At 41.2% G+C, this 26,876-nt stretch carries 17 protein-coding genes; 11 read left to right on the forward strand and 6 right to left on the reverse strand.

Features of this window, described 5'->3' with window-relative positions:
• Positions 1–147 precede the first annotated feature (147 nt).
• On the forward strand, positions 148–786 hold the full coding sequence (locus AB669_RS15755) for a hypothetical protein (protein WP_047800219.1): 639 nt from the start codon (positions 148–150) through the stop codon (positions 784–786).
• Positions 783–1,721 (forward strand): nucleotidyl transferase AbiEii/AbiGii toxin family protein, encoded by a 939-nt coding sequence (locus AB669_RS15760; RefSeq protein ID WP_082120697.1) that lies wholly within the window; start codon positions 783–785, stop codon positions 1,719–1,721. The genes AB669_RS15755 and AB669_RS15760 overlap by 4 nt, the downstream gene beginning before the upstream one ends.
• Positions 1,722–2,014: 293 nt before the next feature.
• Here AB669_RS15760 and AB669_RS15765 read toward each other — a convergent pair whose 3' ends face one another.
• A complete protein-coding gene (locus AB669_RS15765; protein WP_047800220.1) occupies positions 2,015–3,046 on the reverse strand; it encodes a hypothetical protein in 1,032 nt (343 codons plus the stop codon).
• Between the two features lie 339 nt (positions 3,047–3,385).
• Here AB669_RS15765 and AB669_RS15770 point away from each other — a divergent pair, with 339 nt between their 5' ends.
• From AB669_RS15770 to AB669_RS15780, 3 genes are all read left to right on the forward strand, one after another.
• Positions 3,386–4,162, forward strand: a complete 777-nt coding sequence (locus tag AB669_RS15770; RefSeq protein ID WP_156166761.1) for a GDSL-type esterase/lipase family protein — start codon at positions 3,386–3,388, stop codon at positions 4,160–4,162.
• A 299-nt stretch (positions 4,163–4,461) separates the two neighbouring features.
• On the forward strand, positions 4,462–7,773 hold the full coding sequence (locus AB669_RS15775) for a TonB-dependent receptor (RefSeq protein WP_053058433.1): 3,312 nt from the start codon (positions 4,462–4,464) through the stop codon (positions 7,771–7,773).
• A 23-nt stretch (positions 7,774–7,796) separates the two neighbouring features.
• Positions 7,797–9,572: a RagB/SusD family nutrient uptake outer membrane protein gene (locus AB669_RS15780; RefSeq protein ID WP_047800221.1), complete on the forward strand. Its 1,776-nt coding sequence runs from the start codon at positions 7,797–7,799 to the stop codon at positions 9,570–9,572.
• Between the two features lie 87 nt (positions 9,573–9,659).
• Here AB669_RS15780 and AB669_RS15785 read toward each other — a convergent pair whose 3' ends face one another.
• From AB669_RS15785 to AB669_RS15800, 4 genes are read right to left on the reverse strand one after another with little or no spacing between them, the layout of a single operon-like run.
• Positions 9,660–11,315, reverse strand: coding sequence for an arylsulfatase (locus AB669_RS15785; protein WP_047800222.1), 1,656 nt, complete (start codon positions 11,313–11,315; stop codon positions 9,660–9,662).
• A 17-nt stretch (positions 11,316–11,332) separates the two neighbouring features.
• Entirely contained in the window at positions 11,333–12,988 is a 1,656-nt protein-coding gene (locus AB669_RS15790) for an arylsulfatase (RefSeq protein WP_047800223.1), read from the reverse strand.
• A gap of 23 nt (positions 12,989–13,011) precedes the next feature.
• Positions 13,012–14,490: a RagB/SusD family nutrient uptake outer membrane protein gene (locus tag AB669_RS15795; protein ID WP_047800224.1), complete on the reverse strand. Its 1,479-nt coding sequence runs from the start codon at positions 14,488–14,490 to the stop codon at positions 13,012–13,014.
• An 11-nt stretch (positions 14,491–14,501) separates the two neighbouring features.
• Complete coding sequence (locus AB669_RS15800; RefSeq protein WP_197082413.1) at positions 14,502–17,627, reverse strand: TonB-dependent receptor; 3,126 nt, start codon at positions 17,625–17,627, stop codon at positions 14,502–14,504.
• 625 nt (positions 17,628–18,252) lie between these two features.
• On the opposite strand from AB669_RS15800, the gene AB669_RS15805 reads away from it, so the two are divergent.
• The 6 genes from AB669_RS15805 to gldN all read left to right on the forward strand — a co-directional run bounded on the left by AB669_RS15805 (position 18,253) and on the right by gldN (position 24,928).
• Positions 18,253–19,230 (forward strand): DUF4271 domain-containing protein, encoded by a 978-nt coding sequence (locus tag AB669_RS15805; RefSeq protein WP_047800225.1) that lies wholly within the window; start codon positions 18,253–18,255, stop codon positions 19,228–19,230.
• Between the two features lie 14 nt (positions 19,231–19,244).
• Positions 19,245–20,015, forward strand: coding sequence for a uroporphyrinogen-III synthase (locus tag AB669_RS15810; protein ID WP_047800226.1), 771 nt, complete (start codon positions 19,245–19,247; stop codon positions 20,013–20,015).
• A 222-nt stretch (positions 20,016–20,237) separates the two neighbouring features.
• Positions 20,238–21,563 (forward strand): SUMF1/EgtB/PvdO family nonheme iron enzyme, encoded by a 1,326-nt coding sequence (locus tag AB669_RS15815; RefSeq protein WP_047800227.1) that lies wholly within the window; start codon positions 20,238–20,240, stop codon positions 21,561–21,563.
• A 46-nt stretch (positions 21,564–21,609) separates the two neighbouring features.
• A complete protein-coding gene (gene gldL / locus AB669_RS15820; protein ID WP_047800228.1) occupies positions 21,610–22,419 on the forward strand; it encodes a gliding motility protein GldL in 810 nt (269 codons plus the stop codon).
• 40 nt (positions 22,420–22,459) lie between these two features.
• The gene (gldM, locus tag AB669_RS15825) at positions 22,460–23,995 is read left to right on the forward strand and encodes a gliding motility protein GldM (protein ID WP_047800229.1); all 1,536 of its coding nucleotides are present in this window, start codon (positions 22,460–22,462) and stop codon (positions 23,993–23,995) included.
• 6 nt (positions 23,996–24,001) lie between these two features.
• Positions 24,002–24,928, forward strand: a complete 927-nt coding sequence (gene gldN / locus AB669_RS15830; RefSeq protein WP_047800230.1) for a gliding motility protein GldN — start codon at positions 24,002–24,004, stop codon at positions 24,926–24,928.
• 93 nt (positions 24,929–25,021) lie between these two features.
• Here gldN and uvrC read toward each other — a convergent pair whose 3' ends face one another.
• Positions 25,022–26,827: an excinuclease ABC subunit UvrC gene (gene uvrC, locus AB669_RS15835; protein ID WP_047800231.1), complete on the reverse strand. Its 1,806-nt coding sequence runs from the start codon at positions 26,825–26,827 to the stop codon at positions 25,022–25,024.
• Positions 26,828–26,876 lie beyond the last annotated feature (49 nt).

Genomic DNA, 26,876 nt, shown 5'->3' on the forward strand with positions numbered 1-26,876 from the left:
CTTTTAATTCAGTATTATTGTTGAATAAACATAAGATAAACGAATTAAATCCGTTTATCTTGTTAATATTTTGCATATTTAAATATTTTATGTATCTTTAACATAAGATAAACGAAAATAAGCCGTTTATCTTATTGATATTTTACAATGGATATTCAGACAGCACTAAGAGAGTTATCTAACCAACCGCTGACCCACCAGCTACTGGCTGGCCTTTTGAAAGACTATAAACGGCCAAATGATAAGATACTATCTTTAAAAGCAGATGGTCTGATCGAACCGATCAAAAAGGGACTTTATATAGCAGGTAGGTCTCTTGGCGCTGAACGGCCTGAAAGCGCTCTGCTTGCCAACCATATACTCGGACCAAGCTACCTTTCAATGGAAAGTGCGCTCGCCCATTACGGGCTAATTCCAGAAAAAGTGTTTGCGGTAACTTCAATGACTACAAAAGCATCGAGGAAATTTCAAACCAGCATTGGACTATATAGCTATACCAACCTGCCATTGCCTTATTATGCATTCGGCCTTGCCACTGTGAATCTGTCTAAAGATCAGCAAGCCATAATGGCAACCCCCGAAAAGGCCCTATGCGATAAAATAGCTACAACAGCAGGCATAACCTTAAGAAGCCAGTCTTCTACAAGGGACTATGTTTTTGGAAACCTGAGAATGGAAGAAGAAGATCTCGCTAAGTTTAATCTAAATGCGATGTTCAGCTGGCTGGAAAATGCACCCAAAAGGGAAAGCCTGGAAATGTTAATCAAAATGATTGAAAAATTATGATAAAGGAATGGCTCGAAGATTATCATCCCGCAAACAGGGAGGAAGCTAAAGATGCATTGAGGGAAATCATGCAGGAGATTACCCTGGCTGGACTTAACCGTGCTGGTTTTTTTGAAAAAGCGGCATTCTATGGCGGAACTGCCCTTAGGATATTCTATGGGCTAGACCGATTTTCGGAGGATCTGGATTTTTCGTTGCTTGTCGTTGATCCAGATTTTTCGCTGGAAAAATACCAAGATGCTATCATAAACGAGTTCGCCGCACTAGGAATGCAGGTATCTATTTCGGAAAAACAGAAGGCAGCGAAGAGCAACATCAACTCAGCCTTTCTAAAGTCGGAAACCATTTGGAAGGAATTGGTGTTGGAGGGTGTTATCCCACAGAACGGACTTAAGGAAGTAGCCAATATCAAGATAAAGATAGAAGTGGATAGAGAACCGCCATTGGGCTTCTCTACCGAAGAAAAATTATTGCTTCGACCTTTTTCATTTTACGTGAAGTGCCTGTCGCTTCCCGATCTTTTTGCAGGAAAAATGCATGCATTGCTTTTTCGCAAGTGGGGCACAAATGTAAAGGGACGGGACTGGTATGATATGGAATGGTACATCAAAAAAGGATACCCCCTCAATCTCGACCATTTCTTGCTAAGGGCAATCGATAGCGGTGACTGGAAAAAAGAGACCATCAACGAAGAGGAGTTCAGGAAATTATTGGGCGAAATGATTGAAAGGGTTAAAATGGACTTTGTCAAAGCTGACATCTCCAGATTTATAAAGGATTCAAAGGTACTTGAAATATGGTCCTCAAGTTATTTCCACGACTTGAGTGCAAAACTAAAAATCGAGACATGTAGTCAAGCTCTGGGCCTCGGTTTGGAAAAATTAAAGTCAGCAGCCATGTATTCAAAAGAATGTACTAAATCTGTATTTAATTAAAAACCCTTACAAATATTTAACGGCATCTCTTTGATAGTTTGTAACCAATTGGTTAATATGTAGTTAGAGGTGGTCAGCCTCCGTCTTTTAATCAGAGGGGCGCTGGTTACAAATATTTAACGGCTACCGTTTTGTAGTAGTAGGAGAAACGATAATGATGGCGCCCGGCGACACTACTTTTTTACCCCGAAATATTCCACATACCTGGATACAGCTCACCGATCAGGGCAAGCTGGTTTACTTTGTTCAGCCCGCAGGCAGGGCCGAGGAATTTTTCAGAACCATGAATAACCTCAAACACGCTCCAACCCAAAAGGAGGTTGATGAAATTCATTTGCGGTGTTATTACCGAGTTGCCTGATCTTTTTCCAGTCTTCACAGGTACCTTCCATATTGCCCAGCATCTGCTTACAAATCCCGCGGCGGTAAAGATTGCTGACATCATTAGGGTTTGCCTCAAGTGATTTATCGTAATGATACAAGGCAAGGGTATAATCTTTTAGCTGGTATGCGTCATTTGCAGATTTCGAACTAAAATAATAAGGCATCGCCACACCTATACTCAGGTATTTCAATGATATATTCATCAATACTTTAACAGCTTTTCCGTTGTGATATGCCGGTAACCACATTCCGGCGGCCGAGTTGAAAGCTTTCCGATATTCTTCGTCGTACTTTTTGCTGATGCCCTGAAGGATTCTCAGACTATCAGGTTTACCATTTTCGTTGATGATAAAGGTAGAAATGAGTTCCACATCTTTTGGGTTCAGTTTCTTTTTACCAATTTCCAGCTGTAAATACCGTTGAAAAGAAGAGCCTTTAAAGGGTGCATATATTTTTTGTCCCGATTTATATACTGTATCATTTTCTTTAATGCTGAAAATATCATCAGCTTTTAACGGCATACTTCTCTGAACCAGTTTTTCATTGTAGAAGGTGTATTGCAGAGACATTGCATCATCAAGTGCCCCGGTAGCCGAAGCGCTAATCAACACCATCTTATTATTGTCCCATTCCATGATTCTCAAAGTATTGATCACCGAACCTTCAAGGGTTTTAATCATCAAACGGTTGCCCGATACCTGATAGAGATATTCTAAACCTTTATCGTTATAAGCTGATGAACTACCAAATTCTCCGGTTGGGGTAAAGGTATATTTTACATATGTGTATTTCAGGATGTTGTCATCAGGGAGATCTTCCCCGCTCAGGTAATTAATCTTTGCCGCTACGTAAGAACTGTTGAGTTTATTCTGAGCAAAAAGGTTAATGGAAAAGAGCAAAAAAGCAATCAAAACTTTAACTAAGGTTAATCGATACTTCATAACAGAGCATTAATTTTCAAATATAAAATAATGCAAATGAATTATCTTATCTGCAAACCTCACCGAACTTTTCCAAAGGGATTCCAAAGGTCGCGCTTATTGATGCCATAAAAGCGACGGAAGTAATGATTAAACAGGTTTTTGCAGAGCTGACCGAGGATGTGCTTGCAAAGGAATACCCTTAACTTATACTCGATAAAACAACAACAACGGTCTTTTTCATGATCCATCTGTATGGGCAATCCAGTTATCAATTGGGAATAGGCCGTTGCACAATACCGCGGCAAGGAAAAAAATTAATACATTCGGTTAAAATCGATTCCGGCCAATATGAATAGAATGAGCCTTTACAAATTGTTTTTTTTATTTGCGGTAATATGTTTAACCGTTTCAGCCGCTTTTCGTTTAAAAGAGAAGAACAATTACGATATCATTTTTATCGGCGACAGTATTACAGAATCGCGGATGGTAGAAAATGCCGGCACTTTCGGTCCTGCGGCTATTGCAACAGATTATTTAAAGGTTTCAGGAAAGTTTCAAAATGTCCGATTCAGCAATCAGGGACACAGCGGTTATACAACGGTCGACTTTTTGCCCGTTACCAATAAGGCATTTCCGGAGCTGGTAAAAGCTGCAGATGCTTTTTTTGCTGAAAAAAATGCCGGCTTGGTTTTTAGTATTATGCTGGGCACCAACGACAGCGCAGAGAAGGGACCTAATGGATCTCCCGTTTCCGCTGAGACATATCGCTCTAATTTAAAAACCCTGGCCGACACGCTACTGAGCATGTACCCTAATGCTAAAGTTGTATTCCATACACCGATTTATTACAGTGACAGCACACAAAACCGATCAGTATATCTCCGTGCAGGAAGAGCAAGATTGCAGAGCTATTTCCCTCAGATCAGGTCTTTGGTTAAGGCATACAAGCAAGTGCAGCCAGGGCGGGTTTACCTTGGCGATGAAGATGCATATCCATATTTTAAGAAAAAATACTTAAGCGATATGAATGAAGAACATGGCCCCGCCGGTACATTCTATCTTCATCCAAACAAAAAGGGGGCACAGGCGCTTGGTACGTTTTGGGGAAAAGCATTAAGCAGAAGTCTTAAATAAGAGAAAACACAGCTCTTTATTATCTCTTTAATACCTCACCAATCTTCTGGTGCACTCTCGCGGTATAATTCTGCTTTCCCAGAACAGATTGTGCGAAATTTAATTTTAGTACCACTTACCTGATTCAGTCAAGGACCTTAGTTTTTCGAAAGATTTAGAATTTTCATCCCTTTTATTAAGGATTTTCACCCTACTCCTTTTATGATAATGATCAAATTTGGTATAACAAGCAATTTACGATAGCAGCAATTCGTAAGCCTTGCTTGAGGTATAACCAAATTAACCAACATTAAACTAATATGATCAAAATTTACAAAAAGGGTTATTTACATCCTAAAAAAAATGAGAGCTTATCGCGCATGAAGTGCGTATGGCTTGGAATTGTCTTTGTTTTATGCACGGTAACTCATGCTTTGGCGCAGGAAGCTAAAATTTCAGGGACTGTTAAAGATGAAAAAGGGGAAACCTTACCAGGAGTAAGTGTTAAGGTAAAGGGTAGTACGGTGATTACTGTAAGTGACCCAAAAGGTAACTATAGCATTACAGCGCCAAAAAATGCGGTGCTTTTGTTTTCATATGTAGGCTATCAGGCACAGGAAAAGCCGGTTGGCACTGGTGTAGTGGTAAATGTCACCATGTTGCCTGATGCCGGCTCATTAAGCGAAGTGGTTGTAGTAGGCTATGGAACGCAAAAGAAGGTGAACTTAACAGGATCTATTGCAACAATAAGCGGTAAGGATATCGAAAACAGGCCGGTTACCAATTTGTCCAATTCTCTTGCAGGCCTGGCTTCAGGTTTATATAGTAATCAATCTTCAGGTCAGCCCGGGAGTGATGCATCGAGTTTGTCCATACGCGGGCTAAGTACGCTTAGCAGCTCAAGTGTTCTGGTCTTGATTGATGGCATTAGCGGTTCTATCGATGCGGTGAATCCTCAGGATGTGGAAAGTGTAACAGTGTTAAAAGACGCTGCATCAACCGCAATTTACGGTTCGCTTGCTGCAAACGGAGTGATACTGATTACGACTAAAAAAGGATCAGGAAAACCAACATTGAGTTACAGTGGTATATTTTCTTCCACCCGACCTTCACAGCTGCCAAAATTCGTAACCAATAGTGTGGATTATATGCGGTTAATCAATGAGGCTTCAGCAAACATCGGTGGGGCAGTAATCTATTCCCCGGATATCATCCAACCCTACATAGACGCGGCTTCTAACCCTGATGGTACAACTGCCCAGGGTATACCAAATGATGTTGCCTATGCCAATACAGACTGGGCTAAAACGACCATAAACCGAAGCGCATTGCAAAACAACAATATTTCATTAAATGGTAAATCGGAAAGCACTAGCTATCTTCTTTCCCTCGGTTACATCAATAATCCCGGAATAATCGACAATACCGCGTATAGCGATTACCGTTTTCGCATTAATCTGGAAACAAAGATCAATGATTACATTACTGTTGGCACCAACACATTTGGTGATTTGGGTAAATACAGCCTAACCAATGTTTCAGACTTTCTGAATTTTCTCAGACAGATTGCACCTATGGCTTATCCCTATTACGATGGTTATTATGGTATAGATCCGGTACCCGTAAACGGGAGTACAGGTAATGTGCTTTCACGTTTGCGAGGAACAAAAGGGAACCGGATTTCCACAAATATCAGTAGTACCTGGTACGTGAAAGCCAATCTCGCTAAAGGGTTAACCTTTGAACCAAGAATTAGTTATGCACCCAAATTTAATGAAACCAATAGCTTCACCGATCCCCAATCCTTGCGTTTTAAAAACTTTCAAATGAATGCAATTACGCAAAGTAATGATCAAGCCGATCCGGTTAATTCCACAACAGCTAATACCTTCAGCAAATCTTACAACATGACCATGGAAAGTCTCCTTCGGTATAATACTAATTTTGGAGAAAAACACCATCTTGGTTTACTTGCGGGGTATAATCAATACAAAGTTTATGCTTATGCAACCAGTATTACCGCCAAAGGATTAGTTGATGGTTCTGTAACAGCAATCAGTACAGCCAGTTCTTTTCCAACCAATCCAACAGGTAGCGCGGGCGACAACTATGCTTTCCGATCATTTTTCGGCCGCTTGAATTATAGTTACGTAGACAAGTATTTGTTTGAGGCAAATCTGAGACGAGATGGATCCTCTAAATTCGGGCCGGTAAATCAATTCGGATATTTTCCTTCTTTTTCGGCAGGATGGAACCTAGACAAAGAAGCATTTTTGAAAAATTTCCTGGAAAAAATAAAAGTTAATACATTCAAGATTAGGGCTTCATGGGGAAGGGTAGGTAATGTAGCGTCAGGAAATTATGACTGGCAATCGTTGTACTCTACAACCAGTGCTACCACAACGGCGTACTCACTTAATGGTACGTCAGTAGTGGGATTGTACACTTCCAAAATAGGGAATCCCGCATTACATTGGGAAACCACTGAAGAAACTGATTTTGGAATCGACCTAACCGCGCTAAAAGGATTGAGCTTTACCGCGGATTGGTTTAGTAAGAAAACATCGGGAATCCTTTTTCTTCCGACAATTGATATCACCCACGGTACCGCTACCGCTCCCACAGTTAATCTGGCAGGCGTAAGTGCCAAGGGAATGGAATTTACATTGGGCTGGCAGGGTAATAAAGGCCAGTTGCATTACAGTGCTACAGCTAACCTGGCATACTATTACAAAAATCAGGTGACGAATTACAAGGGATTAATCGCTACTACATATGGTGTAAATGCGGTTGACGGCAGTGTTTCCACTTCTAACAATGTTTCGGCAGTTTCCAGTGGGGGTAATAACCGTGTTGTAGAGGGTCACTTAATTAATGAGTTTTATTTGCAAACCGTTTACAAAGGCTCGGGTACCTATACCACAGCTACCGGTGCGGTTGATCCGAAGGGAGGACCCAAAGATGGTATGATCAGAACAGATGCCGATTTGAACTGGGTGATTGCAATGAAAGCTGCCGGTTATAGTTTTGGCCCGGTGAACACCGTTGCAGCAGGGAATCTTTATAAGGGTGATTTACTTTATTCGGATAACAATAATGATGGTGTTTATGGTAATGCAGGAGATGCACAATTCCAGAATTATTCAACCTTGCCAAAATACGTGTTCGGCCTGAACCTAAATGCGAGCTACAAAGGCTTTAATCTTTCGGTGATTCTGGCTGGGGGAGCAGGGATGAAGTTTTATACCAATTACGCTTATATCAACAGCTCATTTGTGCGGTTGGCTTCCAGCATTCCTCAACAAGTAGCAGATGATCATTATTCGGCAAGCAATCTGAACGGATATTATCCAAGGATAAAAACAGCCGATGTAATTAATGATGTTGCCAGCGATTTCTGGTTAAAAAACGGCTCATACCTGAAGATCAAAAATGTTCAGCTGGGCTATACCATCCCCGAAAGTTTAATGAACCGACTGGGAGGTGTAGTGAAATCTCTCAATTTCTATGTTACCGGCGAGAATATATTAACCCTTAGTGCTTATAAACTGGGAGATCCTGAACAAGGTAGCTTGGGAACGCCTTATCCGATCATGAAACAGTTTTCTTTAGGTGTTAATGCTAAATTTTAAGTACAAATAATCATCAAACGATCATGAAAAAAATAATACAGATATGCGTTGTTGCTTTGGTATTTGTAAGCAGCTGCAAAAAGAATTTACTAAATACGGTGCCGGATAATCAATTGTCTTCCAAAACGATGTGGACATCCGATGCATCGACCATAGAAGGTGTAAATGGTGTTTATGCCGCACTAAGGGGAGGAACAAAAAACGGAGAAGGTGATATGCTTTATGAATTATACAGTACTGACCGATACGGCTATACTGGGCAGGCCTATTTTGCTACTGATCTTACCGCAGGAACTGCAACGCCAAGTTTGTCGCTGTTTAGCACCGCCTGGCAGGCATTATACGAAGGCATAGCAAGAGCAAACGATGCGATTAAGAATATCCCGCTTCAATCGCCGTCTACGGCGGTAAAAAAAGCGCAGTATGTGGCAGAATGTAAGTTTTTAAGGGCCTATTTCTATTACCGTTTAAATCAGGTTTTCCAGGGGGTTCCCATTTATCTTGAACCTACGGAATACGATAAATTCAACAAAGCCCGCAGCACTACAGATGAAGTGTGGACAAGCATTATCACCGATCTTACCGATGCGATCAATGAGACTAATCTACCTGGTAAATATGCTGCAGGGTCTGGTGACTATGGACGTATAACTAAAGGAGCAGCCTATGCGTTACGTGGAAAAGTTTACATGTATCAGAAGAATTGGGCTGCTGCTATTGCAGATTTTCAGCAGCTACCAAGCTTAGGATTTGCTCTATATACAGGGGCGGGCGCAGACAGTTATAATCAGCTGTTCAAGCTGGCTAATGAGCAGTCGCCGGAAATGATTTTTTCGATGCAGAATATAGATCTTGCAGGTTATGGTTCGGATATCAGTTTTTATAACGGAACCAGGGCTGCAAATGGATCTTGCTGGAGTTACTACAATGCATCGCCCTACCTTGCGGATCTTTACGAAAATGTTGATGGCTCTAAATTTAACTGGGATACTGTCATTCCCGGATATTCCACATTAACACCGGCACAGCGTGAAGTCTATTTTATTCGCGACGGTGCAACAGCTGCGGAATTATCGGCTGCTGCTACGAGAGGCGCACAGGTGTCGCTATATCTGCCAGCTGGAAACGAAGCCAGGATACTCAGGGCATACGCCAGCCGGGATCCGCGGATGAACCAAAGTTTAATTACCCCTTACAGTACATTTTTCGGTCCGAATACCGTAGCTAAGTACTGGCGCTGGCCATATCGGGCAGAGACGGCACCTTCGTTCGATATCAGGGCAGACAATACAGTTGGTTTTTATTACTACCGGAAATTTGTGGAAACCGGTACCGCTGAGACCTGGGTGAGGACCCAAACGCCGGTTGATTTTCCGATTATTCGCTATGCTGATGTGTTGCTGAATTGGGCAGAGAGCACGAACGAAGTATCAGGAGTAACACAATCAACCGTAGATTTAGTTAATTTAGTGAGGTCCAGAGCAGGAGTTGCTTTATTACAGATTACCAATGCTGCATTGCCTACTTATGTGAGTTCGCAGGCCGACCTTCGTGAACGGATCAGAAATGAGCGGAGGATTGAATTTGTGAATGAAGGCATCAACTATTTCGACGAATTACGTTGGGGTACCTGGCTGACCAATAAATTTAAAGCGAATAACGGCGCGTTATATCCATGGGGAAAACCCTATGTTACTTATGTTAAGCAAGGCGATTACATAACAGCCTGGCCAATACCTAACTCTGTTGTGCAGATTACTGGCGGCAATGTAAAGCCCTCTCCTGGCTGGATATATTAAGTGCCAGAAAAAACATTCAGGTTATTTTACAAAAAAAAGCAACAAGGAATTTCCCTGTTGCTTTTTTTTGTACTTCATCTGCCAAATTCAGAATCCGAAACCGCTTGGGCCAACGGGATCCTGAATTTTACTTTTCCTGAAGTCCTTCATCGATTGCGGTTCCTTATCTTCGAGCGTGCTGAAATCTACTACACCGGTTTTCTTTGCCCAGTCAAAATATTTAACTGATAACTGACTAACCAGCTCATGGTTTTTCGCTGCGAGATTTTGAGTTTCACCTCTGTCATTCTCGAGATTGTATAACTCCCAGCTGTAGCTCGGCCAATGTGAAACCAGTTTCCATTTACCAGATCTTACTGCCCTGTTTCCTGCCCTTTCCCAAAACAAAGGCTCGTTTCGCTGAACAGTATCCTGTTTGCTAAATAAAACAGGCAATAAACTCTTACCCGGAAGCGCGTTTGGTATTGTCTGATTAAATTTTTTCGGATATGCGGCGCCTGATAATTCGTAGAAGGTTGGTGCTAAATCGATAATATGTCCTGTACCTTTTCTGATTTGTCCGGCCTCAATTTTTGATGGAAACCAGGCAATGAACGGAGAGCTGATTCCACCCTCATACATGTCATCTTTGAAGGCGAGAAACGGCGTATTGGAAGCATAGGACCAGTTTTTGCTTTGCGATTCGTACGACCCGATAGTGCCTACAGGCCCGGTGTTTCTGATGGCTCCGTTATGCCATTTTATCATCTCCTCTGCGGGAGCACCATTGTCGGATATAAAGACGATCAGGGTGTTCTGGTCTGCTCCGCTTTTTTTCAACTGTTCCAATACCTTGCCAATTCCCTGATCCATCCGATCTACCATTGCAGAGAAGACTTCCATCTTGGTGGCCCATTGATGGCGTTGATCATAAGAAAGTCTACTCCAGTCGTAGATGTCATCATTTTTAACTGATGGAGTGGTATTGTCAGCTACAATTCCCAGTTGCTTCTGTTTAGCAAAACGCGTTTTTCTTAGTTCATCCCAACCTTTGTCATATTTGCCTTTGTATTTGGCGATATCTTCAGGCAGGGCATGTAAAGGCCAATGGGGCGCGGTATAGGCTAAATAAAGAAAAAAGGGTTTGTCTTTTTTGGCCTCTTCAGCAATGTAAGTTACTGCCTGTTCGGTTACCACATCTGTCTGATAAAACTTCCCTGCTTCCAAGGGGTAAGGTTTTCCATCCAGCATATAAGGCTGTTTTTTTCCACCATTAAAGTCGCCCTGATCGAAGTAACTGCCGTTATTGGCCATCAGACTTCTGTCGAAGCCGCGTTGCCAGGGGAAACTCTGATCTTTTCCTGAAACATGCCATTTACCCGAAAGCAACGTGGTATACCCGTTATTTTTGAGTACTTCTGCCAGGGTTAGCGATTCCTTATTCAGGTATCCCTGATAGGCCGGCAAACCCAGGTCGTTAGCGAAGTAACCTACGCCAGCTTTGTGCTGATACTGCCCTGTAAGCAGAGATGCCCTCGTTGGAGCACAGATGGAATTGTTATAAAACTCTTTCAATCTGATGCCTTGATTCGCTAATTTATCCAGATTCGGGGTTTGAATCTCAGATCCATATGCCCCTATATCCGAATAGCCTAAATCATCAGCTAAAATAAGGATGATGTTTGGGTGCTTGTTTTGTTGTGCACGTGTATTGTAGGAATTGATCAGTGTCAAAACCAGCAATATTAAAAATGAATTCTTCATCGCTTTTAATTTATTGATTAATTTCTTCTTTCTCTCGCTGCTGAGGTTTGTGGTCTGCCAGGTTGAACAGTTGCTTTGGGGCGGAGGATATTGTAATCTACAACGTCATTTTTCTGAGCCCATTGGGCATATTCCAACTTGAGTTTATCTACAATTTCGGGGTGTTTTGCTGCAAGGTCATTATTTTCAGCCCTGTCTTTTTCAATATCGTACAGCTCATATTTGCCACCATTGGTGCCTATTGAAACGAGTTTCCATTTTCCATCACGAATGGCTTTGTTACCACCCCTTTCCCATGCCAGTGGTTCTTTTCGCTGGATTTCCTCAGCATTTCCGGTCAACAGCGGAAGCAGGCTCTGGCCCGCTAAGGGGTTTGTTTGTACACCATTAAATGTGGCTGGATATTTGGCTCCTGCCAGTTCGTAGAAAGTAGGTGCCAGATCGATGATGTGTCCGGTTCCTTTTTTGATTGTCCCTGCTTTAATTTTTGACGGAAACCAGGCAATAAATGGGGCACTGATGCCACCTTCATAGGGCGTAGCTTTATAATTGCGGAGAGGTGAATTGCCGGTTTGTGACCAGTTGCTGTTTTGGGTTTCGTAAGAACCTGGGGCACCTACTGTTTCTGTAGTGCGCTGGCTGTAAGGTCGCGTTCCATTTCCACCCTGAGCGCCGTTATCGGAAATGAAAACGATCAGGGTATTGTCGTCTTTTTTGAGCTCTTTCAATTTACCGCGGAGCTTCCCTATACTCTGGTCTACATGATCGATCATGGCCGCAAAAACGGCCTGGCGAAGTGACCAGTATTGTTGTTCATCATATGTTAGTTTATCCCATGGTTTCACGTCCTGATCGTGTGAGGTAATTTTTTGATCCGCTGAAATGACACCTGCTTTAATGGCATTTTGATAACGTTGTTTACGGAGCGAATCCCAGCCAAGTTTGTAGACATCTTTATATTTTTCGATATCGGCTGGTAAGGCTTGCAAAGGCCAGTGGGGTGCGTTAAAGGCCAGATATAGGAAAAACGGTTTTTTATCTTTATCAGACTCGGAAATGAAATTCAGCGCGTTATTGGTAATCTCATCTGTGAGGTATTTCCCCGGTTCCAGGTAAACCGGCTTGTTGTTTCTGACTAGTGGAACAGTTGGATTTTGCTGATCGGCAATTTCATAGTAATTGCTTGCACCACCGATGAAGCCAAAGAACTGATCAAAGCCACGTTGATTTGGCCACTGGTCTTTGTCGTCGCCAACATGCCATTTTCCCGACATTAACGTAGTGTACCCGGCATTGCGCAACACCTCTGCAAGGGTCAAACTTTCTTTATTGAGAAAGCCCTGGTAGGCTGGCAGACCGAGGTTAACGTTAAAATAGCCCACGCCAGCTTTATGTTGGTATTGACCCGTTAATACGGAGGCCCTGGTGGGGGCACATATCGAGTTGTTATAGAATTCCTTGAGTTTTAATCCGCCCTTTGCCAGTTCATTCAGGTTAGGAGTCTGGATTTCATTTGCACCATAAGGCCCGGTATCTGAAAAGCCTAAATCATCTACGAGAATGAGAATGATATTTGGTTTTTTTTGTTGTGCAAAACTAGTTGACACCGTTAATCCGATTCCTGCGCTTAATATTGCCGCCCTGATGGCGGATTTACTGATTAATATCTTCATGTTTTATTTGCATTGAGGGTTAATTAATATCCCACCCAATCAGGGTGCTGTTTCAGTTTGGGGTTTAGGTTAATTTCCCTTAGCGGAGTAGGGAAGTGGATGTGACGTTTAGCTGCGAGTGTTTTTCCTGCGGCCTTCAAAGTTGCGATATAATAATCAGCGCCGCGTCTAACCAGGTCAAACCAGCGTTGATATTCATAAACGAATTCTTTGCGGCGCTCCAGGAATACAGCGTCTCTAAATTCACTTTCGTTTAAAGCTGGTGAAATGTCGGCAAGTTTCGCAATACGTGCCCGTTGGCGAACGAGGTCGATAGCAGCATAAGCGTCGGCATTTGGCCCATGATTGATTTCATTAGTGGCTTCTGCATAGATTAATAAAACCTCTGCATATCGGATAATTGGCGTGTTTTTAGACGACTGACTTTGATTGCCGATCACAGCGGGATCGTAATATTTATTAAACTGTGGCGCGAAGGTATATAGCTTGCCGTCTGTTGGGCTCACCAATTGCGTTACAAAAGTCACTGCTTTTCGCGTATCTTCATTTGCATAGGTATTATAAAGCCCTCCTGCGGTGTGAAGCGCATCGGCATAATCACCATTAATTCCAGGTACATCTGCCGAAGCTGATCTGCTTGCAAGGCTATTGCCCTGGTAGCCTGAATTTCCCTGGAATTGTGCTGAAAAGATGTGTTCCTTTCCGTTTTTGGTAGCTACATTGAATACATCAGCAAAATTATCGAAGAGGCTATACCATTTGCTATCAATCACTTCTTTGCTTTTGGCAGCAGCATTTGACCAGTCTTTTCGCGTGAGATAGACTTTCGATAGCAGGCTTTTAGCGGAGCCCGCTGTTGCACGGCTAATATCCTTTGCTGTTTGTTGTAATGGATTGGGTAAGGATTCGGCGTCTTTTAAATCTTTAATGATTTGTGCGTAAACATCTGCTTCCGGTGATTTCGCGATATAAAGACTTTCAGGGCTTAGGCTCGTGGTTTCTTTTAGTATGAGCGGCACATCGCCAAACCACCGCACAAGATTAAAATAATGCAGTGCTCTCAAAAATTTTGCTTCATTAATCAGTTTCGCTCTTGATTGCTCACTAATCTGGCTGGCATCAATCAAAGCAATTTTTTCGATAGCAATGTTTGAAACGTTGATGGCGTCATAACTTTGTTTCCAGAGTTGTTCCATTCTGTCATTTGATGAATCGTGTGTGAGCCCTGAAATTGCCCGTACATGGGCATTTCTTGCCCGTGGTCCGGCTTCGTAGTCATCGGTAGCCATTTCAACTCCGATCTGGAGCAGGCTGTTGTAAAGCGACTGGCCGCTATCATATAATTTTCGGTAAGCGGCGGTAACAGCAGCGGTGGCTTGTGACTCATTTTGATAAAATTCGCTGGTTACCAATATCGATTCGGGCTTTTCATCAAGTTTGCTGCAACTCCACACCGTAAGCAAACTAACAGTGAAAAGGTACAATATTATATTCTTTCTCATATCTGATCAGGTTATAGTGTGATTTTTATTCCGGCGTAAATGGCTCTGGATACAGGGTAAATCCCTGAATCTGTTCCGGGAGAAACATTGCTTCCTGATGTAATTTCAGGATCAAATCCGGTGTATTTTGTCCATGTCAATAGATTCTGGCCGCTTACGTAGAAATAGATGTTATTTATTTTAGCCTTTTGAGTAAAAGCTTTGGGTAAGGTGTAGCCTAGATTCACATTCTTTAATCTAAGGAAAGAACCGTCCTCAATAAACCGGTCTGAGAACACAGGCGCAGGATCCAGTTTTGCTCTTGGAATAGTTTGGCTTGGATTTGTGGGTGTCCATCGATCTAATGCCGATGCTGAAGCGTTCTGCTGTCCGGTGAACAATTCCAGTGTTTGCTTATTGGCATTCAGGATCTGGTTGCCATAAGCACCCTGGATAAATATAGACAAATCGATACCCCTCCACTCAAAGGTGTTGGTTAAACCGAAGATGAAATCTGGTTGGGCGTTGCCAATAATGGTTCTGTCTAATGCCGTAGTGAAAGTACCATCGCCATTTAAATCTTTATATATTCTGTCACCAGCCTTAGGAACGGCGCTTCCGGTGTATTTACCTTTGGCAGCTTCTTCACCCGTTTGCAGAATTCCATCGGTGACTGTTCCATAGAAACTTCCCAATGGCTCACCAACGCGTATAATGTAGTTGCCAGTGATATAGGATGTTGCGCCATTACCAATGGTTAATACCTTATTCCTATTTACAGAAAAGTTTACATTTGTGTTCCAGGTAAAGCCATCAGTTAAATTTCTGGTGTTCAATCCAATTTCAAAACCTTTATTACTTACTGATCCGAAATTCTGTAAAACGGAAGCCTGTCCGGTAGTCCATGGCAATTCTACGTTCAGTAATAAATCAGTTGTTTTTTTGTAATAGGCATCCAGTGTGAGTTGGATACGGTTGTTGAACAGGCCAATGTCTAAGCCTGTATTGTATTGGTAGGTTGTTTCCCAGCTTAACTGATCATTGGCAATTCGAGTGGGTGCGAAACCGGTAAGAATATTTCCGCCAATGATGTAGGTATAAGTTCCCAAAGTAGCCAGCGACTGATATTCTCCAATTTCAAGGTTCCCTGTAGTACCAAAGCTGGCGCGGAGTTTTAAATCGCTGAATGTTTTAAGCAAAGGTTGGAAGAATTTTTCGTTGCTTAACTTCCATGATAAGGCGGCGGAAGGAAAGTAACCCCATTTATTGCCCGCACCGAATCTGGATGAACCATCAGCACGTAAACTGGCCGTTACAAAGTATCTGCGATCGTAGTTGTAATTTATACGGCCCAGGTAGGAATGAAGAATCCACTGTGAGGCGTCTGAAGCCGGGCGTACAAGGGTTGATCCACTTTGCAACGAATTATAGCTCAGGTCGTCGAGTATAAAGTTTTGTGCCCCTGCGTTGAATTCTTCAATCCGATATTCCTGTTGTGTAAAGCCTGCCAATAAATCAAAGTTGTTTTTGCCAATGGTTTTATTGTAAGTGATCGTATTTTCATTTAGCCATGAGTACGAGTTTAAAGCACCTCTGGCGGCAGTTCCATTTGTCAGGCTACCCTCGTAAATTGTAGCCGGGATATAACTTTTTTCAATGCCATTATTTATGTCAGTACCAAATAATACTTTCACGTTTAGTCCTGGGATGATGGTGTATTCTGCGAAGGCCGTCCCCAGTAAGCGGTTGGTAGTTGATTTATTAACCTGTTCATTAAGGGAAGCAATGGGGTTTGCGAAAATGTTTTCGAACGGGTTTCTGAGTGTATAAGTTCCGTTAGGCTGATAAACGCTTGCAGTTGCAGGCATGGTGAGTAAGCCACTGATGATACCAGAAGGAGACAGGTTCGCATCAGATTTACTGAAATTCAGGCTGGCACTAATTTTCAATTTTTCGAATGGATTGGCATCAACATTCGCTCTGAAACTCAGTCTGCTAAAATCCGTATTCTTAACAATCCCATCCTGTCTGAAGTAATTTGCCGAAAGGAGATATCTGGTTTTTGAATTTCCTCCACTTACTGAAAGGTTGTGATTTTGGGTATTTGCAGATCTGAACGCCTCATCCTGCCAATCGGTACCTGTGCCGAGATTATTAATCTGCGCCTGACTCAGGTACTGAAAACGACCGTTTGCAGGCGTTGCATCATATAAGGCGTCGTTGCGCAGGATGGCAAAGTCGCGGGCGTTTAATAAATCAATTTTCTTGCGTAGCGACTGCACACCTACACTGCCTTCGTAGTTGATTGCGGCACGATCTGCCTTGCCTTTTTTTGTAGTTACGATCACCACGCCGTTTGCGCCGCGGGATCCATAAATGGCAGTTGCAGATGCGTCTTTTAAAATATCAATGGTTTCGATATCTGCTGGATTAATGCTGGATAATGGATTGATTAACGTGCCGCTAACTACGCCAGACGTGGTTGGACTATTATAGACCGGGAATCCATCAATCACATACAGCGGTTCATTTCCTCCCTGAATTGAGCTTCCTCCCCTGATTCGAATACTTACGCCGCCTCCTGGTTGTCCTGAAGTTTGTGTAACCTGTACGCCTGCTGCGGCACCTTTCAGCGCCTGATCCAGTGATGATACCGGCTGCTTTAATGCTGTTTGTGAAATCGTTGAAATTGATCCGGTTAAGTCGCTCTTTTTTTGAGTACCATAGCCCACTACAACCAGGTCGTTGAGATTATTGGCGGTTTCTTCCAATTCGATATCAAGATGTTTACCTGTTGCTATGACCTCGGTTTTTTTATATCCAATGTAGCTTACCAATAAGGTATAGGGGAATTTCTGCCCGGTTACAAAGTTGAATCTACCCTGGTCATCTGTTACTACTTCGTGTGTGGTGCCCTGAATGTGTACAATTGCGCCCGGAATAGGCTGTTTGTCTTTCGCATCCAGTACCCGCCCGGTGAGGGTTGAATTGACCAGAGGCTGGGTTTTGATTTGTGCCTGGGCATACACGACGTACAGGCTAAAAGCCATTGCGACAAGCATTGGCTTTTTGATTTCTTTAAATCTGTACCTCAGTTTGTTGAAACTATTTCGCAGCACAGATTGAAAGGTCATCCCGACCTTTTCATTTATTTGCATATCTTTAATGGGTTTATTTTGTCAGTTGGAACAGGCGCCAACGCCAATTGATAGCCTGTTTCATTAATTTGAACCTGGGAGGGATGCACTGCATTCCTCTCCTTTTTATGTTAATTTATTTCTTGTTAATTTCCTCCTCTCTTATTTATCGCCAACTTCTTAAAGCCAGGCAATTGAATGCTATTGATCACTATTTTGTTGTTTCTCTCAAGGAGTAAACAGGGCTATGCCAGGTAATGATATATTTCTTTTCAAGATTTAAAGTTTACAGGTGTTTTCAAATAGTCGAATTGATATTTGCTTATTCCAGTACAAAGACTGGGCTATCGTATATTTTTCAACAACAACACATGTTTGCCATTCGCATAGAAAATTCTAAATTTTTTACGAAATCAGGGGGGATGATGGCACCGTGAACTGACATGGTCTATTGTTTTTTTCTTCGCTTATTCCGGGCAAATTTAAAAATAAAACTTACAACTGCAATTATATCTATAGAATTAGTAGATATAATTTTAACGCTGCATTTAGTTTCCAGTTTTTTAGGTAATCTGAAATCTGTTTATTTATTTAGGTAAACAATGATTAATGCTATACTTTTGCATTTTGAGCTATCGTTTAAAGCATGTCGAAATTTTTTTACCTTTTGTTTGCCTTTCTTTTGTCTGCAAGTGTTTTAGCAGCTCAGGAACCCGTTAGTGGCTTAGATTCGGTTGCGGCGGTAAAATATCGGTATAAAAGATATAGGGTGGATTCAGCTACAGAAGCACGTCAGGTTTTTGTTACTGATTCTTTGATGAGACATACCTGGGTATTGCCTGACAGCTTGATTAACAAGGGCGCTCTGCTTGATACACTTCAGAAAGAATACATTTATCCTAAACTTGATTTACTTGCCTGGCAACACCAATACCAGCACTTAAAGAAAAAAGCAAATCCTTACCAGCTGGGTACCCGTATAAGAAAGGGGAATGTAGGGTTATTGGGTTTTGTATTTCTAATGCTGATTATTTTTGCGATCCTGAAGTATGCATTTTCGAAGCAGCTATATGCCATTGTCCAATCTTTCTTCAGCAACCGGATATTAAATAACATTAATAAAGAAGATAACCTGTTTAGCTCCTGGCCGTTTTTGTTGCTTTTCGTGCAATTTGGTTTTGTGTTCGGAATGTTCTTCTTTCTGGTTGCGCAGTGGAAAGATATGTATCAGGCAAAAGACGGATTTAAGTTTTTCTTTACCATCTCTGTTACTATAATTGTTTTTTATGCCCTTAAGATGTTGGTATTGAGGTTTTTGGGTTTTCTGTTTAATGTTCAAAAACCAGTAGGTGAATACATCTCCATATTGTATTTGAGTTATTTTAATGCTTCACTTTTGTTTATTCCCCTTGTAGTGTCGTTTGCATTATCCCCACTTAAATATGGTGAAGCATATATTGTGTTGGCATTCTTATTGTTAGGACTGATTTTTGCTATACAATTATTGCGGGCGGGAGTGACGATACTTTCAAATAATAAGTTTTCAAAAATGCATTTAATTTTGTACTTTTGCGCCCTCGAAATATGTCCTATTTTAATACTAATTAAAACTATAGGATTGTAGCAGGAAAAAGGAAAATGCAAGAAAAGAACGACTCTAGAATTCGCAAAGTGAAAAGTATTTTGGTTACATTACCAAAACCTGAAACAGAAAAATCTCCTTACTACGATTTGGCTAAAAAACACAACTTAAAGGTTGATTTCAGGTCATTTATCCATGTTGAAGGAGTGCCGGCAAGGGACTTTAGGAAAGATAAGATTAACCTTGCTGATTTCACAGCGGTTATTTTTACCAGCCGCAACGCAGCGGATCATTTCTTCAGAATCTGCGAAGAAATGCGTTATGAAGTACCAGCTGAGCTGAAGTATTTTTGTCTGTCTGAAACTATCGCGTTGTATTTACAGAAATATATACAATACCGTAAACGCAAAATCTTTTTTGGAAAGCAAACAGCGGCCGACCTTGCGGAAGTGTTAAAAAAACATGCAAGCGAAAAATTTTTGTACCCATGTTCTGACGTAGCTACAGAAGATACGATGAAATTTCTGGAAAAAAGCGGATATGATTTTACACCGGCTGTATTATTTAGAACGGTAGTGAGTGACTTGTCTGATCTTGCTGAAGTTTTTTACGATGTAATCGCTTTCTTTAGTCCTTCCAGTATTCAATCTTTATTTAAAAATTTCCCTGATTTTAAGCAGAATAATACCCGTATTGCGGCTTTTGGTGTGAATACCAGTAAGGCTTGTACGGACATGGATCTGATTGTAGATATTGCAGCACCAACCCCGGGTGTTCCCTCAATGACTATGGCTATTGAGAATTACATTAAAGTATCTAATAAATAATACATTAAATATTTTTTGTTAGTCAATACAATAAATGCGTAACTTTGCTGTTATTAGAGAGTTACGCATTTATTGTAACAAGAATATTAGGCTCCGTAGTTTTGATAAACCAACTTTCTTTGTTAAATAATACTATTTGGCGTAAAATATTTGCTTTTGTTGATAATTTCAGTGATTTTTGAGAAAATTGCTCCTAATCGTGCTTTGCACACCATAACGAATATGAAGAAAATTTACCTTCTAGCTATTGTAGGTATAACTGTATTGCTGGCAAGCTGTGGCCATGGAGGTCAGGGTGAGTTAGTAGGGTCTTATAACCGAAAATTTAAAAATAACAGAATTCCATTAGGAATGGTTTACATCCCACCGGGCCATACTCCGCTGGGAGGGGCAGACGAGGATATCACGTTTTCGCAGAACGGCCCGAGCAGAATGACAACAATCAGTGCATTCTTCATGGATCAGACGGAAATTTCAAATGCAGAATACCGCCAGTTTACAAACTGGGTACGTGACTCGATTGCAGTAACGATGATGGGGATGCCGCAGCAATTTACAGTTACGCCAAGAAACGGTTCTGCTACAGCTGTTGGTGGCGATAAGTATATCGACTGGAAAAAAGTGGGCTACAACGGAGCAAACATTTGGCGTGCAAGAGGAAGAGGTGGCAATCAGGCGCAGCAAAGTCAGTTAGATGGAATGTATTACTCTGGTTTGGACGCCCTTCCAGGTAAAAAAGAATTTGACATCCGTAAATTTGTTTACACATATGCGGAGCTTAACATGGATAAGGCTGCAGCTGGTCATAAAGACCCCAATAGCAAACGTCAAGACTATATCGATCGCTTTACTATTGCCATCTATCCTGATACGATGGTTTGGAAAACCGATTATTCCTATTCGCAAAATGATCCGATGGTTCGCGGTTATTATAACCATCCCTCATATGATGATTATCCTGTTGTTGGTGTGAGCTGGGAACAAGCTAAAGCATTTTCACACTGGAGAACCAGACTTTACGACGGTGTTGCGGCATCAAGAAGATTGCCGGTAGGATCGAGGTCTGACTACAGACTGCCTGCTGAAACTGAGTTTGAATATGCTGCACGTGGGGGCAATACTAAAACCAAGTATCCATGGGGCGGACCATATATCAGAAATACGAAAGGCTGTTTACAAGCTAACTTTAAACCAGGACGCGGAGATTATTCGAGTGATGGGGGTATTTATACTGTAGGCGTAAGGTCTTACTTCCCGAATGACTATGGCTTGTATAACATGGCTGGAAACGTTGCCGAGTGGACTTTGACAGCTTATAACAAAAGTGCCTCGCCATTACTTCACGATTTAAACCCAAATTTTACTTATGATGCGGCCGCTGGCGATAGCAAATATAAAAAGCGAAAAGTGGTTAAAGGTGGTTCGTGGAAAGACACTGCTTACTTTTTACAAAATTCAGTTGGAACATATGAATACCAGGATACGCAAAGATCTTACATCGGATTCAGATGCGTTTCATCATACCCGGGCACAGATTTAAGAAATTAGAAACAAACCAAACAAGAACTAAAGACTAAAGAAAAACATCAATTTTATGGCAGCAAAAAAACAACCAAGCTGGTTACACGTAGCGATTTCATGGGGAGCAAGTATTGTAATTATCGGAGCGTTATTCAAAATCCTTCACATTGGAGGTATTGTGGGTAATTATATGATAGGTCTTGGTCTTGGCGTAGAGGCTTTCTTATTTTTCTTAACAGGATTTTTTCCACCAGAACCTGAACCAGCATGGGAAAAAGTATATCCTGAATTAAGAGAAGATTTTAAAGGTGAATTACCGGTTGCTTCTGCAAGACCTGTTGCAGCTGTTTCTTCAGCTTCAAATACCGCAGCTTTAGACAAAATGTTATCTGATGCTAAGATCGGTCCTGAATTAATTGAAAGCCTTGGTTCTGGTTTACGTACCTTTGGCGATAAAGTGAGTTCAATTTCAAATGTTGCTGACGCAGCTACTGCAACGAACGAATTTACAGGTAAAGTTAAAACTGCTTCTGCAGGTTTCGACAGCTTAAGTTCTTCTTTTGAAAAAGCTACTGCTAATCTGAAAGCTATGGGCGACAGCAATGTTGACACTCAGGCATACCACGATCAGGTAAATAATCTGGCTAAAAATCTTTCTGCTTTAAATGCAGTATATGAATTAGAGTTACAGGATTCAAGCGCGCACTTAAAATCAATGAATAAGTTCTATTCAAACTTATCACTTACCATGCAGAACTTTAATGAATCAATGGAAGATTCAAAACAGTTTAAAGAGGAAGTTAACAAGTTGGCTAAAAACTTATCATCACTTAATGCGATTTATGGTAACATGTTATCGGCTATGAATAGCCCGCGTGTTTAATTATTTAGTTTTTAATTTTAAAAAGAAAGCTACATAACACATGGCAGGCGGAAAAGAAACAACAAGGCAGCGGATGATCAATATCATGTATTTGGTATTGTTGGCTATGCTTGCCTTAAACGTATCAGATACAATTTTAGATGCATTCAAAAATATCAACGATAGTTTGGATACTTCGAAAAACAACGTTAATACCAGTATTAATCAGTTATTTTCTGCTTTCGAAAATTCGAAACTGAAAGAAGAGCCTGCTCGTGCTCAACCTATTTACGAAAAGGCTACTAAAGCTAGAGCAGCTGCTGATGAACTAAATAATTACATTGAGAGTCTAAAGAAAGAATTCACACAAGCAGGTGATGGTATTGATGAGGAAACAGGAGATCTTGTGAACAGATCTAATCAGGATATTGCTCAGAATATCATGATCAACCAGAAGAAAGCGGATGTTTTGAAAGCGAAAATCAATGACACGCGTCAGAAATTAATCGCTTTACTTGATCCTCAGGATAGGGTAACTGTTGCCTTCTCGCTTGAAGCAAAGGATCCTGAACGTGCGAGAAAAGGAAACTGGCAATCTACCTACTTTGGTGAAGGTGTTCCTTTAACTGCTGCAATGACGATTTTAACCAAATTGCAAACAGATACTAAGAATGCGGAGGCTGAGGTAATCAAAAAATTATTCGGTAACATGGATAAAGCTCAGGTTAACCTGGATCAGTTTGCTGCTGTTGCTGTTGCACCAACATCTTATGTAATTCAGGGACAACCGTACACAGCGGAAGTATTCCTGACAGCAAGTGACTCAAGATCCACTCCTGATATTTCAGTGAACGGAAACAAATTATCCATCAAAGAAGGAAAAGGTACCTATACTGGCGGTACCGGTTCTGTAGGTGAATTTACCTGGGTTGGAACAATCCGTGTTCGACAAACTGACGGTCAGGTAAAAGAATACAAAACTCAGCCCCAGAAATACCAGGTTGCTAAACCATCGGCAAGTGTATCATCAGACAAGATGAATGTAATTTATGCTGGTATTCCCAACCCATTTTCAGTTTCAGCTGCTGGTTTTCCTTTAGAAAGTGTGGTTGCAAGTGCATCTGGTGCTTCTCTCAGCAAATCTGGTGCGGGCAAATACAATGTTTTAGCAAGTGGTTCGCAAGTTGGCCAGGAGGTTTCCATTAATGTTACCGCTAACAGCGGAGGTAAGACGGTAAGTTTAGGTTCTCAAAAGTTTAGGGTAAAAGCTATTCCTGCTCCGATTGCAAAAGTTGGTGGCAGAATTGGAGGTGATGTTTCGTCGGTACAATTGAAGAGTGAAACTCAGATTGATGCTGATTTGGATGATTTTCCTTTTGATGTAAGCTTTAAGATATTAAGATATAAACTAACTGTAATTAAGCCGCGTTCGGAAGCTGTTACAATTCAGGGAAGTGGCGGTAGCTTTGCGGGTGCTGTTAAGAGCGCTATGAATGCCATTACTCCAGGATCGAAAGTATTTTTTGATGATATCGTCTCACAAGGACCTGATGGCCGTCAGAAGATTTTACCTTCGGTATCATTCAACGTTAAATAAAAAGAGATGAAAAGGATTTTAAGCATTGCAATTTTAACGGTATTAACAACAGCGGTCTTCGCACAGAAGAAGCCAACGAAGTTGGCGCCTAAAAAGCCTGCATCGACGGCTGTTGCACCTGTAGCAGACACAAATACACCTGTTACATTGCCGGTTAATGCTTCAACAGTGAAGAAAAAATTGAAGGTTCCACCGAAAGATGGATTTTATGCCCGTAAGGATGTTGATAGTACAGAGATGGTTCCATTTGCAGACGTTCGCGAGGAGGATGTTTTCTATGCCAAACGTATCTGGCGCGAAATCGATCTTCGTGACACTGTAAATTCGGTTTTGAAATCACCAAAGGGAAGATTTATTGACGTGTTGGTTGCTTCGATTAAATCTGAAGAATTAACCGCTTATTCGCCGATTGATAGTGTTTTAAACGAAGATGATGCATTTCATTCTCCAATGAGCGCAGATTCTGCAGCTAAAGCGGCTTTAGGTACATCTGAAATATCGAATAATCAAACCGGAACGGTAACAACAGTGGTAAATGATTTTAATCCTGAATCGTTTCTGAAGTTTCGTATTAAAGAAGACTGGATTTTTGATACCAAAAGATCAATTTTCGAACCACGTATTGTGGGTATTGCTCCTTTAAAATACAACGAGCTATCAAAAACGTGGCAGCCGGTATTTTGGGTTTCTTACGATGAACTGAGACCAATCATTGCGCACAAAAGATTAATTAACACCAATAATGATGCTTCAAATCTAAGTTTCGACGATTTCTTTATACGTCGCTTATTTGCAAGCTATATTGTAAAAGAATCAAATCCTGGTGACAACAAAATCAGAGATATTATCAGTGACCCTAAAGAGCGGTTATATGAATCAGAACGGATCAAAAAATCTGTCCTGGATTATGAACAGGGACTATGGGAATACTAAAACAAAAAAGCTTCGATGAAATCGAAGCTTTTTTGTTTTAAAAGGTTATCAGTTTGGAGGTAACGCACCATGTCCTTTCATTCGGTAAAACACTTATTCATTTTCCTTAAAGTATTCTAATAAAGTTACCGTCTGTTTTTTATTGAGAACTTCTGTCAGTTCTTTTTCTGTAGCTTCACGAATTTTCTTAACCGATTTAAAGTGTTTTAGAAGTTTATCAGCGGTTGTTTTACCAATGCCTTCAATTTGTTCAAGCTCGGTCTTCAAGGTCCCCTGATCGCGTTTTTTACGGTGAAATGTGATGCCGAAACGGTGGGCCTCATCCCTTAGTTGCTGAATTACTTTTAAAGTCTCTGATTTTTTATCCAGGTATAAAGGAAATGAATCGCCAGGATAGAATAGTTCCTCCAGGCGCTTGGCAATACCAATAACCGTTATCTTTTTATCGATGCCTAAAATCTTCAGGCTTTTTAAGGCGGATGATAGCTGTCCTTTACCACCATCAATAATGATAAGTTGCGGTAGGGTCTGTTCTTCATCCAGCATTCTTTTGTAGCGTCTGAAAACTGCCTCCTCCATTGTCGCGAAATCATTCGGCCCTTCCACAGTTTTGACGTTGAAATGCCGATAGTCCTTTTTTGAAGGTTTGGCATCTTTAAATACCACTATTGCTGATACCGGGTACTTTCCCTGAAAGTTGGAATTATCAAAGCATTCGATGTGTTTAGGCAATTGGGTCAAACGTAAATCCTTCTGCATGGTTGTCAGTATGCGGTCCGTTCTCAGATCAGGATTTAGTTTCTCGTACTGGTTCAGTTTTTCTTTCTTGAAAAACAATACATTTTTTTGAGAGAGCTCCAGTAGTTTCTTTTTCTCACCCAGTTTAGGTACCGTAAATTTCAGGCGTTCATCTTCCAGTGAAAGTTCGAAGGGTACAATAATTTCCCTGGAAGTGCTGTTGAACTTCGTCCGGAACTCTAGCATAGCGGTGATTAAAAGCTCATCATCGCTCTCGTCCAGTTGCTTTTTAATTTCAATGGTTTGTGTCTGAATGATTGTGCCATTCATCACTTTCAAATAGTTTACAAAAGCATACCTTTCATCAGAGGCTATACTCACCACGTCGACGTTGGTAATTGCACTGTTTACAACAGTGGATTTGCTCTGATATTTTTCAAGCACTTCCAGGCGCCGGGCATACTGATGTGCCATTTCAAAATTAAGCTCTTCAGATGCTTTTTTAATCACGTTTTTTACTTCGCGGATTACATTTCCGATTTTACCGTTTAGGATTTCTTTTATCTCGCTAATGTTCTGATCGTAGTCTGTTTCACTTTGGTAGGCCTGGCATGGACCTTTGCAGTTGCCAATCTGGTATTCTAAACAAACCTTGAACTTGCCCTCCTCAATGTTCTTATCTGTTAAGGGGAGTGAACAGGTACGGAGGGGATAGGTTTCTTTAATAAGATCTAGGATGGTATGCATCATTCCTATTGAGCCGTAAGGACCGAAATAGGTCGAACCGTCTTTAATCACCTTTCTTGTCCAGTAGATTCTGGGGAAATTTTCGTTCTTAACGATAATCCATGGGTAAGTTTTATCGTCTTTTAAATTGATGTTAAATTTGGGCTGATGTTTTTTAATCAAACTATTTTCCAGCAGCCAGGCGTCAATTTCAGTATCTACGATGGTAAAGGTGATTTTCCTTATCCGTGAAACCAATACCCTTGTTTTTCCGTTGAACTGTTGTTTATCGGTATTAAAATATGAACCTACCCGATTGCGCAGATCTTTTGCTTTTCCGATATACATTAATTTACCATCAGCATCCCAGTATTGGTATACACCGGGTTTATGGGGGATGGCGGTTAACGCGGTTTTGTGGTCGAAAATGCTCATTGATACAAAAATATGTTTATAAAAAAGAAATCTCTAACGATAAAGAAAG

It is taken from the genome of Pedobacter sp. BMA (assembly GCF_001027745.1).
In the GTDB taxonomy this organism is placed as follows: domain Bacteria; phylum Bacteroidota; class Bacteroidia; order Sphingobacteriales; family Sphingobacteriaceae; genus Pedobacter.

Excerpts from the sequence above, each read along its gene's own strand:
- AB669_RS15795 (WP_047800224.1), bottom strand. The coding sequence starts at position 14,490 with ATGAGAAAGAATATAATATTGTACCTTTTCACTGTTAGTTTGCTTACG.
- AB669_RS15765 (WP_047800220.1), bottom strand. The coding sequence starts at position 3,046 with ATGAAGTATCGATTAACCTTAGTTAAAGTTTTGATTGCTTTTTTGCTC.
- AB669_RS15800 (WP_197082413.1), bottom strand. The coding sequence starts at position 17,627 with ATGCAAATAAATGAAAAGGTCGGGATGACCTTTCAATCTGTGCTGCGA.
- AB669_RS15775 (WP_053058433.1), top strand. The coding sequence starts at position 4,462 with ATGATCAAAATTTACAAAAAGGGTTATTTACATCCTAAAAAAAATGAG.
- AB669_RS15810 (WP_047800226.1), top strand. The coding sequence starts at position 19,245 with ATGCAAGAAAAGAACGACTCTAGAATTCGCAAAGTGAAAAGTATTTTG.
- AB669_RS15770 (WP_156166761.1), top strand. The coding sequence starts at position 3,386 with ATGAGCCTTTACAAATTGTTTTTTTTATTTGCGGTAATATGTTTAACC.
- AB669_RS15815 (WP_047800227.1), top strand. The coding sequence starts at position 20,238 with ATGAAGAAAATTTACCTTCTAGCTATTGTAGGTATAACTGTATTGCTG.
- gldM (WP_047800229.1), top strand. The coding sequence starts at position 22,460 with ATGGCAGGCGGAAAAGAAACAACAAGGCAGCGGATGATCAATATCATG.
- gldN (WP_047800230.1), top strand. The coding sequence starts at position 24,002 with ATGAAAAGGATTTTAAGCATTGCAATTTTAACGGTATTAACAACAGCG.
- uvrC (WP_047800231.1), bottom strand. The coding sequence starts at position 26,827 with ATGAGCATTTTCGACCACAAAACCGCGTTAACCGCCATCCCCCATAAA.
- AB669_RS15755 (WP_047800219.1), top strand. The coding sequence starts at position 148 with ATGGATATTCAGACAGCACTAAGAGAGTTATCTAACCAACCGCTGACC.
- AB669_RS15785 (WP_047800222.1), bottom strand. The coding sequence starts at position 11,315 with ATGAAGAATTCATTTTTAATATTGCTGGTTTTGACACTGATCAATTCC.
- AB669_RS15760 (WP_082120697.1), top strand. The coding sequence starts at position 783 with ATGATAAAGGAATGGCTCGAAGATTATCATCCCGCAAACAGGGAGGAA.
- AB669_RS15790 (WP_047800223.1), bottom strand. The coding sequence starts at position 12,988 with ATGAAGATATTAATCAGTAAATCCGCCATCAGGGCGGCAATATTAAGC.
- AB669_RS15780 (WP_047800221.1), top strand. The coding sequence starts at position 7,797 with ATGAAAAAAATAATACAGATATGCGTTGTTGCTTTGGTATTTGTAAGC.
- AB669_RS15805 (WP_047800225.1), top strand. The coding sequence starts at position 18,253 with ATGTCGAAATTTTTTTACCTTTTGTTTGCCTTTCTTTTGTCTGCAAGT.
- gldL (WP_047800228.1), top strand. The coding sequence starts at position 21,610 with ATGGCAGCAAAAAAACAACCAAGCTGGTTACACGTAGCGATTTCATGG.